Genomic DNA, 11,705 nt, shown 5'->3' with positions numbered 1-11,705 from the left:
TCTGATGATCACCTGCAAACCATCTATCCCTCAAATTCCTCAGGGTACTCTGCATTGTGATAAACGTCCTGCACGTCATCATCATCTTCAAGTGCATCTATAAGTCTTTGCACTTTACCGGCGCCTTCCAGGCTAATAGGCATCATGTTATCTGGTATCATTGTAATCTCTGCAGAAGCAAATTCAAAACCCGCTGTTTCTAACACTTCTCTTACTTCTGCGAAATTTTCTACAGCTGTAATTATTTCAAACATTTCCTTTTCCGCATTAAAATCTTCTGCACCCGCCTCTAATGCTACCATCATGATCTCATCTTCATCCATAGTTTCATTTCTTTCTATGATGATTTGTCCTTTTTTAGCAAACATCCAGCTTACGCATCCAGCCGCTCCCATGTTTCCACCATGTCTATCAAAAGCATGCCTTACAGTTGCCACACTTCTATTTTTCTTGTCCGTTAGCGTATTAACTACTATAGCAACGCCTTCTGCTCCATAGCCTTCATAAACTATTTCTTCATAGTTTACGCCTTCGAGCTCTCCAGCACCTTTTTTAATTGCTCTAGTTATTGTCTCTAGAGACATATTATTAGATTTAGCTTTTGCAACTACATCTCTAAGATGAGCATTAATGTCTAAATTAGACCCACCATTTTTAGCTGCCATTATTATTTCTTTACCTAATTTTGTGAATACCTTACCTCTTATAACATCAATCTTACCTTTTTTCTGTTGTATGTTATGCCATTTTGAATGTCCTGACATTTGATATCCCCCCCAACTAACTATTTTTCATATGAAATATTCTAACCTTCTCTAATAAATACCAATATTTCTATCAATTGGTTTTAAATACATTACATTCCCATTATATCATAGAAATAAAGCATTTTTCAAATAAAAAAGCACAAATCGGCAATACATTTTAAATATGTTAAATCATCTCCTGCGGAGCTGAAATATTGTTAAAGGATAGTGTTTATAATTTCACTATCATATAATCTATGTTCTAATTTAAAGTACATTTTTGGATCTTCTTCATAAAACAGAGCTTTTCCTGAAGTAACCTGGGTTATTTCTGCCCTTAATTTTTCTAGATTACTAAACTTGCAAAGTATTTTAATCCTCACTTTGTCAGTATACTCTACGTTCTCTATATAAAAATTTTCTTTAGCACAGACATGTTGTAGCTTCCCTAGTAAATCGTATTCAATTAGAATATCTATTGAAATACCTTCAACCTTTTCCACTACCCCTGCCTCTTTAATAGCTAGTGATGCACCTTTCGAATATGCTCTTGCAAGGCCTCCAGTGCCTAGAAGAATTCCTCCAAAATATCTGGTAACCACCACCGCTACATCTGTAATATTACTTTTTTTCAAAACTTCTAGCATAGGAATTCCTCCCGTACCTTGAGGCTCTCCATCGTCACTATACCTTTGTATCCCTCTATTTTCGCCAATTGTATAGGCATAAACATTGTGTCTTGCTTGTTTGTGTTTATTTTTAACCGCTTGGATAAATTCCTTAGCCTCATCTTCGCTTTCAACTCTTTTTCCATGTCCAATAAAAATGGACTTTTTCTCTTTAAATTCAGCGATTGATTCATCTTTTATTGTAAAGTAACCCATTTCATTTCTCCTAACTATTACTAAATATTCCAAATAAAAATTTAAGATCCCACTCTAATTTCTATTTATATTTGCTCCATTAGCAACAAAAACCTCTCAGCAGCATCAATTATGTATTTTTTTTCTGTGTTGTCATATATGTATTTTATTTTTGTAATAGCTTTTTCACTTTTTATTTTACCTAGAGATTTTATTGCATAGCTTATTACTTGTGGATTCTCATCCTCTAAGGCTCTAAGTAATGCTCCTTCAGCTCTTGCATCTCCCACTTTACCCATAGCTGAAACTGCCATTCTGCGTACATTTAAGAATTTATGCACGGAAGCTTTGATTAAAATGTTTAAACAAGATTTTTCTTTTAATTCTCCTAATATCCAAACTGCGACTTCTTTATCTTTAGGGTGCATCTCCACATAACTCGTTTTTATTAGCTGCGTTAATTTATTTTTATTATCCTCTTCCAATGAATTTAAGAAATAAATTTTATCCTCTTTTCCTGCTTTAGCAATACTCTTAAAAAGCTCATCAGTATCATTGCTATGCACTAAAAATCTATATTTTATTTTACCATCTATAATGTGTTTTTGCACAATGGCATTATCCAAGTTTCTAATTTTACATATGGCTTCCATAGTTTTCCCTTCCAAAAACAAGAAATAAGATATCTCTTCGTTAGAATATTTACTAATGCACAACCAATCAATGTCCACTAATCCCTTTTTCAAAAGCTCCTCTCCTTACCTTGTAGCCATTTTTTCTACTTTCCACTTAGTATCTCTGAAATAATATTAATTCCTTCTTCTATTTCTGGTTTTCTTATTTCTGAAAAACTTAATCTAAAGTAATCATTACCTTCTTTAGCATTTTTATAAAATAAAACCCCTGGTGTTATTAAAACTTTTCTATTCTTACACAAATAAAACAATTCCATGGAATTAATCTTCAAACCAGTAGCTACCTTAAAATAAAAATGAATTCCCCCTCCAGGGGTATAACAACTAGCCTTTTCACCCATGTTTTTTTCTATACAGGTTATCATAAAGTTATATTTGTCCTTATAAGCCATATTTAGACGACTTATATGTTCTTTCCAAAGATCCTTATTTATATATAAATCTAAAGCACGTTGCATAAGACTTGAAGTTGATATATCTGTGTTAATTTTGGAATTTTGAATATGCTCCTTGCATTTCTCTGGTGATATCATGTATCCGAGCCTTATTCCTGGTAGAAATATCTTTGAAAAACTCTTTATATAGATAACTCTATCAAATATGTCTAAGCTCTTAAAACTGTTATATTGCTTTTGGTCATATATTAGTTCAGATAAATAATCGTCTTCAACGATATAAAAATTATATAGCTCTGCGAGTTCTAATATCCTTAGCTTCTTCTCCAAACTATAGGTGGCCCCTGTAGGATTTTGAAAATAACTCATGGCATAAAAACATTTTATCCTATTCTTTTTCAGTATCTCTTCAAATTGGAGTAAATTCACGCCATCCTCTAACATATCAACTTCAAATATATTTGCCCTTCTCCATTTAAAGACCGTTAGTGCCCCACCATAGGTCGGCTTTTCTACAACAACGTTATCATGAACATTTATTATAGATTTTGAAACTATATCAATACCCTGTTGCGCACCTGAGAGAATCAATATATCTTCAGTGTTTACTTTATTATCCCAAAAAAAACTACTTATACTATTTCTAAGTCCCTCATACCCCAAAGATTCCTTGTAGGCAAAGGCTTCCGTGCCATCTCTATCTAATACCTCATTTAATACCTCTTTAAAGACTGTTACAGGGAAATATTCACTACTTGTAATTTCTCCTGTAAAATCTATATATTTTTTCAGGTCTTGACCAGAAATTTTTTTTAAGGTATTAGAATATTCCTTTTTAAACTTGCTGTTTGTATCTCTACGTTTAGCGTAAGTTCCGCTCCCCATCTTTTGATACGCATAGCCCTCAGCTTCAAGTTTTTTATAAGCACTAACTACGGTAACATCATTAACCACCAACAGTTTTGATAATTTCCTTATTGAGGGTAATTTCTCACCGTCGTCAACCATATTTTCATCAATCATTTTTTTTATATGCTTTGATATCTCTATATACTTAGGAATTTCGGAGATAAATTTAATTTCATACTTATGCATATCTCCACCTATCTATCCCGAAGGTATTAAACAAAGTAAACATTTTGATTAAATAAGATTTTATCATTGTTTATCTTAAAATCCCTAATTTCCTTTTTAATAATATTTCTTTCCCATAGTTTATTAAGCAATTCTTCCATTTCTATATCAAAATCCTTAAACAAATCCTCCGTCATAATTTCCTCAGCACTTAAAAACTTATCTTTTTCTCTCATATAGTTTAAAAGCAGGCTACAATTACTCTTAATACTTGAGTTTATGCTTTGTTCTAAAAATGTCATAGTTTCTTGAATTGTCTCCACTGTATTTGATTTTTCAAAAAACAATTTATCAACGCAAAGTTTAAAGTCTTCATTTAAATTAAGCGCCATAGTCATTACATCCTTACTAATCATATATCCCGACGAGTTGACAAATAATCTTGAATACTTCTCTATACATCTTATCGCAGTACTATATGCCGTATATATACCACCACTTGATAAATATTTTTTACATACGCCAATATCTTTTAAGAGTTTTCCTAGGAAACACATTCCCCACCGCTCTCTATCTACATCCGGGAAAAATCTACCACCGTCGTACCTTACTGTTATATCCATATCTTTTGAGAATATAAGTCTTGAGGATGAGAAAATTCTATGTATATATCCGCCCTTTAGATTATCAGAATAAAGTTGTATGAATTTTTCCTTACCCATGAGTTTAATATGAATAGGAACATCCTTCTCTTGTGCATATATGTCCCTAATCTCACTGAATTTCTCCTTGACAATTACGAAAATATCAATATCTGATTCTTCCCACAAATCGCCTGTTACCATACTTCCAAAAACCATTACTGATAAAACAGATTCGTCCATTTTTATTCTATCTACTACACTATTAAAAGCTTTTTGATATTGCAAAATAGTTTTTATCATTTCCTTGCCTCCCCCAAGTTTTTATGTGCCTTATTATTTTAAAATATGTTTAGGTGTCTTAAAAATCAAATTCCTAAATGAATATTTTATTAACTTTAATTCTCTCATAAAAATCACAATTACTGCACTGATATATATGAATACAAAATTGATCTTTGTCATCAATCTCCATATTAGCAGTATAATCATCATAAAATTCTTGTATTATTCCTTTATCGTTCATTATAGCACTACATTTTTCACAATTACAAATATTCCTTTCTAAATTATTGCAAACTGGACATATTTTTTTCATGATATTACCTCCTAATTCATTATCATATCTATTTTTACCAGTTTTTATTATAATAATCTTAATATAAAAAAGAAAAGCCTATGATTTTCTAATAAAAAAATAAAGAGAAACAAGTTTAATACTAATAACCCTGTTCTCCTTATCATTATGAAAATTATTTACAATCGTGTTTTGATAATTTCAGCATGTTATCAACTTTACATCTCAATACTTTAATTAAATCTTCAGAAATATCATTAACATCTTCAGCTAAGCCTATAGCATTTTTTATTTCTGAACTGCGTCCAAAATTTGTATTTGACATATTACTTGCAGCAGTTGAAAAATTAATAGATGCAAGGCCTAAAGTATATAGAGTGTCTATTAATGGTCTTACGTCATTTTCAAAATACGCACTTGCTTTAAAATTTAGTTGCAATCTATCTAATTCGAATCTTAAAACATTTATATTTACAACCTTATCTGCTAATGATTTAACATCAAAATTATTGGATGTGTCACAGGTATCAAATTGACCATCATTGGGTACCTTATTTTGTTCATTAATATCATCTATAATTTTTTTAATTAGGTTATTGACATTATACTGATTTATTTTTTTGTTTTTTCTCTTTTCATTATCTGGATTTGACCTTTCTTCTCCCATATCTACTCCTAAGTTCTTTGATAAATGCTACGGGTCTAATATTAAATTATATAAGATGCCCATTGAATTTATTACACTTATGAAGAATTTTTTTATAAAAAAGAAGTTTCAACTACACTAAAATATATTTTTCACACTTATTATAAACTTCGTCGTCCCCTTGTACTGACATAAGGGTTCCTTCTTCCATATACTCTTCTGAATCAACCTTTGATCCTCTATGCAAATATGCCACTATTGCCTGATCAGTATATGGAATAAGCACCTTAAATTTTTTAAGATTATATGGAAGATCTTTACAAATTTCTTTTAGAAGTTCCTCCAAATTTGTACCATCTTTAGCTGATATTTCAATTGATTTCAAATTTTTATATTTTTCTCTGATTTTTAAAATATTTTCTTGTGATGCTTTGTCAATTTTATTCAACACCAATATTGTTGGCTTATCAATTGCGCTTAATTCTCTTAGGACCCCATCTACAGCCTCTATTTGTAGAACTGCGTTTTCAGATGATGCATCTACCACGTGCAGCAACAAATCTGAATATACCACTTCTTCAAGGGTTGATTTAAATGCCTCTACTAAGTCATGGGGAAGTTTCCTTATAAAACCTACTGTGTCAGTTACTGCTGCCACTCTATTATCAGGCAATAGTAGTGCTCTTGTTGTTACGTCTAGAGTTGCGAAAAGCATATCTGCTTCAAACACTTTTTCTTTTTGCACAATACTTTTTAACGCTGCTACATCGCATAATGCATTTCTAAGTGTTGATTTTCCAGAATTAGTGTATCCAACTAAAGATACTTTTGAAATGCTATCGCGACTTCTCTTTTCTCTTTGCACATTTCTAGTATTTCTTATTTTTTCGAGTTCTTTATTTAATTCATAAATACCTTCTCTTATTCGCCTTTTATCTATTTCTAATTTCTTCTCTCCAGGTCCTCTTGTTCCAATTCCCGCACCTGTTCTTGAAAGTATAGTTCCAAGTCCTGTTAAACGTGGTAATCTATATTTTAATTGTGCAAGTTCAACTTGAATTTTTGCTTCCCTAGTTCTTGCTCTTCGTGCAAATATTTCTAGTATTAGTGTAGTTCTGTCTATAACTTTACATCCAAGTACTTCTTCCAAATTTCTAACTTGAGAGCCTGATAATTCATCATCAAAGATAACTATATTCGCTCTTATTGCTTGCCTAAGACCAGCTACCTCCTCTGCTTTACCTCTACCTATATATAAAGCCGAATCTATTTTATGTCTATTCTGAAGTACTGTATCTATAGTTTCTACATTACAGGCTTTTGCAAGTTCTGCAAGTTCTACTAAATCATCCTCACTTTCTATTCCTACTAAAATAGCTCGTTCTGCATCATCCTCAACAATTTCATTTGTTTTCATTAATTTTTCAATATATCTAATTTTGCCTAAAATATCATATTCCATTACTTCATTTATGTTGATTGGTCCTATTTCTTCTTCTATTAAAATGCTCTTTTCTATTCCACAAAAACCTATGTTATACTTTAAATTCTCTTTTTCTCCTATACCAATAGCTACTATACAATCTAACTTTAATTTTGTTAAAGCTGACATATCCAGCGCAGATAATCTAGAATTACCATTTGGGTGAGTGTGTACTACTTTAACCCCCGATAATCGACCTTCTCTTATATCGATTATCGGCAATTCCACTGTACTACTATCACCAATTGCCATACTAATTATTTTACCTTTTCTATCAATTGCAGCGCTAATTTCTCTATCCAAATCTTTTGTTACCTCGACTAGTATGTCTACCAGTTCTTCAGATAAAATACAATCTTTGGAAACCCTTATATCACAAGCATTTTCCAATTTATTTAAAATTGAATTTTTAACTCCACCAATATTTCCATATATCAACGTAAATCACTCCATTCTAATAATATTTAACCACTATCCTTATACTTATACTTGACAACTTTCATATAATTTTATACCATTAGAGCATTATTGTAAATATATATAGAGGGTGGGATTAACATTGGATGATAAAAAAAGAAATATTCTTATAACTAAAGATCAAATTGATGAAAGAATAGAGCAACTTGGCGCTGAGATTTCGAAAGATTATTACGAAAAAAAATTGTATGTTCTTTCATTATTAAGAGGTAGCTTTATATATACTGCGGACCTTGTGCGTCAAATTACTGTGCCTACAAAAATAGGATTTATGACAACTTCAAGCTACGGTGATGATGAAGAGTCTTGCGGATCGATTAATGTTATAAATGATATTCCTGACAATATTGAAGGTTTTGATGTCTTAATAGTAGATGATATTGTTGATACTGGAATAACTATGGATTTCGTTGTGGCTCACGTTAGGTCTTTAGGTGCCACCAGCGTTAAATCTTGCGTTCTTTTAGATAAACCACTTAGAAGAAAAATTGATATAACACCTGATTACTGTTGTTTTGAAATTCCAGATCTTTTTGTAGTTGGGTATGGATTAAATTACGGAGATTACTATAGGAATATACCATACGTATTTAATTGGGAAGACTAATAACCTTCTATATCAGAGAAGTCCATATTAACGGCATTTCAGAAGGAAAGTCGTTAATATTGCATCTCCGCAGAAGATTATTTAATAACTCGCTTTTTCAATACTCCTTAAATACATATTGTTAGTTTATAAAAATAAAGTACGTTATTATTAATAGCGTACTTTATTTTTTATATTCTTATTAATCACTACCACCATTGCCCAGTTTAAAACCTGTACCATTTAAATCTAATTGAACTGCAGTATTAGGTGTTTTTCCCACTATAATAGTTTCAGCAATAGGCACTTCATTAGCTACTTCGATATCATTACTTTTTAAAGGAGCAATTACTTTAACGGTAGTTTTTACTTTAACATAAATTTTATGCCTTGTTTGATTTATACCTGCACTTTCAAACTCAGAAGAATATTTAGTTTCTACATGGCCTATAGGCTGCATTTTTATTGTTACTTTAGGGCCATAATAAGATAAAATACTATTTCTTGTTATATAACCTATTGGAATTTTCATACCAACCTCCCCCAATTTCATAAGTTCCTTTTGGGATTCTAAAGCAACATCACATGCTATTTTATTCATTTTTAGAGTATCCGCTTTTAGCATTACAATATTCCCCTGTGAATCTTTATCCACCCTTATAACCTGGTCGTAGTTAAATTGCTTGGAATATTCATTAATAATTGATCTATTTACAATCTCTGTAGCTTTTGCTCTCATTTCTGCATCCGCTACCGCCATTACTGTTGGCATTATGGTTTTATCAAAAATGTATATGAATATTGTAAAATTTATCATAATTATGGCTATAATTATTAATATCCTAACTTTAATTTTATTTTTGATATTTATTACCTCCATCTAAGGTTATATGCTATTATATGTAACTTTTTTACGGTAAAGAATTTAAATAACCAACTCAAACTCAATATTTTATATTAAGTCACATTCAAATAAATAATATGATTATATGGTATAATATTAAAAGCTACTTATAGTTAAACAAGATGGATTTTTAGAATGCGGAAAGCTACTTAATAAGTGTTTTCTGCTCCTGAGAAATGCAAGGAGGATACTTAATGGAAAAAGAAGAACCTAATAAAAAAGAAAAAAAAGAAACTGAGAAACATGTTTTTAGAACCCTTGTTTTTACTTTTCTAATTATAGCCTTAATAAGCAGTGTAGTTATTGGAGGAGCAGTTCTAGCTATGATTAAGACAGCTCCTATCTTAGATATTAATGAATTTTTAAAATTGGATGAGATTACAATATTATTAGACGATGCTGGAAAGACTATGGATGAATATGTTATTTCACAAAGAAGAATTAATGTACCTATTAATAAAGTTCCGGTCATCCTTCAGGATTCATTTATAAGTATTGAAGATGTTAGATTTGAAACACACCCAGGTGTTGACTTAAAAAGACTTGGTGGTGCTATTTTAAATGATATAAAGATAAAAATAGCTGGTAGCGGTCAAAGTCTCCAGGGCGCTTCAACTATAACTCAACAATTAGTTAAATATAGAGTGTTTTTAGAAGATTCTATGGAAAACAGAACCTCTATTAAGAGAAAAGTTCAAGAAATGTCTTTATCCTTACAAATAGAAAAAGTTTTGACCAAGTCTCAAATTTTAGAGACTTATATGAACACTATTTTTCTAGGAGGAAATGCTCATGGTGTAGAAGCAGCCTCTCATCAATATTTTAACAAATCTATTCAAGATTTGACCTTAAAACAATGCGCTTTTCTTGCTAGCGCTGCACAAAACCCTAGTGTTTCATATAATTTGGCATCTAAATCAAATAAAAATAAAGAAGCTTTTGATTCAAATAGAACAAAAGCCGTTCTTGATAATATGTACAATAGTGGCAAAATCAGCAAAGAACAATTTGATTCAGCTATGGCTGAAGATTTAAAATTTAGTTTTTCACAAAAAGATGCAAACAAAATGAACTATGAGTACTTCTCAAGACCTGTACTCCTACAGGTTGCTGAGGATTTAATGAAACAAAATAATATCAGTAAGAAAGAAGCATATTCAATGCTTATGTACGATGGTGTAAAAATTTATACAACCATGAATAGAGATATGCAAAATGCATCACAGAAACTAATTGATGATCCTATGAAATCAATGCAAGCAGGCCTCCAAGCAGCCTGTGTTATCACAGATTATCATACAGGTGAAGTTAAAACTATTATAGGTGGACGTGGTGACCAAGTTCCTATGTCTTATAACAGAGGTGCGTCGAATGACTACTTAAAGGCTCCTGGATCAAGCATTAAGCCGCTAACCGTATATGGTCCAGCTATCGATTCAAAAATAGCTACAGCTTCTACTATTATTGAAGATTCACCTATACCTGAAGACATTGGCAAGAAATATTCTGCTCCAGGTGCACCTCCTTATAATCCTAGAAATTCCCCGCTTGGATATAAGGGATATTTACCTCTTAGAGATTGCTTAAAATATTCTGTTAATGTAGCCGCTGTAAAAATTGAGGATATGATTGGTCTTAAGACTGGCGTTTCTTATGGCGAAAAGTTTGGGTTGCAGTTAGATGACCAAGATAAGAATAGTATATCTGCTATGGCCCTTGGACAATTAGATGGTGGTACTTATAAGGGCACTAATCCCCTCACTATGTCAGCGGCATATGGTGTTTTTGGTAACAATGGGCTACGTACAACTCCCAGATTATACACTAAAGTAGTCGATAGATCTGGTAAAGTATTGCTTGAAACAAAACTTGAAATAAAACCTGTTTTATCTCCTCAAAGTGCATACATTATGTATGATTTATTAAAAGGCCCTGTAGGTCCTGGTGGTACTGGAACAAATGCTGTTTTTGGCGACATGCCAGTCAGAGGTAAAACTGGTACTTCTTCCGATTCTAAGAATCTGTGGTTTGTTGGTTTAACTCCATATTACTCTACAGCTGTTTGGATTGGAACAGATAAGGGAGATGAACTTGAAAATATTGGAAGTAATGATGCCGCTTTACTATGGGGAAATATTATGAAAAAAGCCCATACGTCTCTTCCAGTGAAAAACTTAGAAATGCCTTCTGGTATATCTCCCTATTCCGTATCAAAAGATTCAGGTGATATACCTACTGATTTAACTTATGCAGACCCAAGAGGAAATAGAGTTTACTCGGAACTATTTATTGATGGAACTCAACCTACATCCCTTGATAGCATACATGTTTTAGCTAAGGTTATCAAAGACCCAAGTGGTAAATATGTTCTTGCATCAGAATTCACGCCACCTGGCAAAATTGAAACAAAAGTTTTTATAAAGAGAAATTATATACCTAATGCATTTCTAGAGGACTCTGCTTTTGTATTGCCAACAGCAATTGACACCTTTTCAAATAATAGTATATCCCCCCCAGTTGTCACTCCTAAATCTAGCACTCCTAAAACTAAAGGTAAGTATTTTACTAAACCTTAACACATAAATAAAAAACTACTATCAAATATTTGATAGTAGTTT

Annotated in this window: 11 protein-coding genes; 2 read left to right on the top strand and 9 right to left on the bottom strand. The window is 31.8% G+C overall.

Features of this window, described 5'->3' with window-relative positions; genetic code table 11:
• Positions 1-23: 23 nt before the first annotated feature.
• From ACWJJT_RS02065 to hflX, 8 genes are all read right to left on the bottom strand, one after another.
• On the bottom strand, positions 24-764 hold the full coding sequence (locus ACWJJT_RS02065) for a YebC/PmpR family DNA-binding transcriptional regulator (RefSeq protein ID WP_462955881.1): 741 nt from the start codon (positions 762-764) through the stop codon (positions 24-26).
• Positions 765-964: 200 nt separating this feature from the next.
• The gene (locus ACWJJT_RS02060; protein WP_462955880.1) at positions 965-1,630 is read right to left on the bottom strand and encodes a YigZ family protein; all 666 of its coding nucleotides are present in this window, start codon (positions 1,628-1,630) and stop codon (positions 965-967) included.
• Positions 1,631-1,695: 65 nt separating this feature from the next.
• A complete protein-coding gene (locus ACWJJT_RS02055) occupies positions 1,696-2,355 on the bottom strand; it encodes a HEAT repeat domain-containing protein (RefSeq protein WP_462955879.1) in 660 nt (219 codons plus the stop codon).
• Between the two features lie 32 nt (positions 2,356-2,387).
• The gene (gene pdxR / locus ACWJJT_RS02050) at positions 2,388-3,794 is read right to left on the bottom strand and encodes a MocR-like pyridoxine biosynthesis transcription factor PdxR (protein WP_462955878.1); all 1,407 of its coding nucleotides are present in this window, start codon (positions 3,792-3,794) and stop codon (positions 2,388-2,390) included.
• A gap of 26 nt (positions 3,795-3,820) precedes the next feature.
• Positions 3,821-4,717: a nucleotidyltransferase domain-containing protein gene (locus tag ACWJJT_RS02045; protein WP_462955877.1), complete on the bottom strand. Its 897-nt coding sequence runs from the start codon at positions 4,715-4,717 to the stop codon at positions 3,821-3,823.
• A gap of 73 nt (positions 4,718-4,790) precedes the next feature.
• Entirely contained in the window at positions 4,791-5,012 is a 222-nt protein-coding gene (locus tag ACWJJT_RS02040) for a hypothetical protein (protein WP_462955876.1), read from the bottom strand.
• Between the two features lie 154 nt (positions 5,013-5,166).
• Positions 5,167-5,658 (bottom strand): hypothetical protein, encoded by a 492-nt coding sequence (locus tag ACWJJT_RS02035; RefSeq protein ID WP_462955875.1) that lies wholly within the window; start codon positions 5,656-5,658, stop codon positions 5,167-5,169.
• Positions 5,659-5,770: 112 nt separating this feature from the next.
• Positions 5,771-7,558 (bottom strand): GTPase HflX, encoded by a 1,788-nt coding sequence (gene hflX, locus ACWJJT_RS02030; RefSeq protein ID WP_462955874.1) that lies wholly within the window; start codon positions 7,556-7,558, stop codon positions 5,771-5,773.
• A 121-nt stretch (positions 7,559-7,679) separates the two neighbouring features.
• On the opposite strand from hflX, the gene hpt reads away from it, so the two are divergent.
• The gene (hpt, locus tag ACWJJT_RS02025) at positions 7,680-8,204 is read left to right on the top strand and encodes a hypoxanthine phosphoribosyltransferase (RefSeq protein ID WP_462955873.1); all 525 of its coding nucleotides are present in this window, start codon (positions 7,680-7,682) and stop codon (positions 8,202-8,204) included.
• A 181-nt stretch (positions 8,205-8,385) separates the two neighbouring features.
• Here the strand turns inward: hpt and yunB are convergent, their stop codons facing one another.
• A complete protein-coding gene (gene yunB / locus ACWJJT_RS02020; RefSeq protein WP_462955872.1) occupies positions 8,386-9,063 on the bottom strand; it encodes a sporulation protein YunB in 678 nt (225 codons plus the stop codon).
• A 218-nt stretch (positions 9,064-9,281) separates the two neighbouring features.
• On the opposite strand from yunB, the gene ACWJJT_RS02015 reads away from it, so the two are divergent.
• Positions 9,282-11,663, top strand: coding sequence for a transglycosylase domain-containing protein (locus ACWJJT_RS02015; protein ID WP_462955871.1), 2,382 nt, complete (start codon positions 9,282-9,284; stop codon positions 11,661-11,663).
• Positions 11,664-11,705 lie beyond the last annotated feature (42 nt).

Source organism: Clostridium sp. CM041, from assembly GCF_055081035.1.
This window is presented reverse-complemented; position numbering and strand designations above follow the sequence as displayed.

Excerpts from the sequence above, each read along its gene's own strand:
- ACWJJT_RS02065 (WP_462955881.1), bottom strand. The coding sequence starts at position 764 with ATGTCAGGACATTCAAAATGGCATAACATACAACAGAAAAAAGGTAAG.
- ACWJJT_RS02060 (WP_462955880.1), bottom strand. The coding sequence starts at position 1,630 with ATGGGTTACTTTACAATAAAAGATGAATCAATCGCTGAATTTAAAGAG.
- pdxR (WP_462955878.1), bottom strand. The coding sequence starts at position 3,794 with ATGCATAAGTATGAAATTAAATTTATCTCCGAAATTCCTAAGTATATA.
- ACWJJT_RS02045 (WP_462955877.1), bottom strand. The coding sequence starts at position 4,717 with ATGATAAAAACTATTTTGCAATATCAAAAAGCTTTTAATAGTGTAGTA.
- ACWJJT_RS02040 (WP_462955876.1), bottom strand. The coding sequence starts at position 5,012 with ATGAAAAAAATATGTCCAGTTTGCAATAATTTAGAAAGGAATATTTGT.
- ACWJJT_RS02035 (WP_462955875.1), bottom strand. The coding sequence starts at position 5,658 with ATGGGAGAAGAAAGGTCAAATCCAGATAATGAAAAGAGAAAAAACAAA.
- yunB (WP_462955872.1), bottom strand. The coding sequence starts at position 9,063 with ATGGAGGTAATAAATATCAAAAATAAAATTAAAGTTAGGATATTAATA.
- ACWJJT_RS02015 (WP_462955871.1), top strand. The coding sequence starts at position 9,282 with ATGGAAAAAGAAGAACCTAATAAAAAAGAAAAAAAAGAAACTGAGAAA.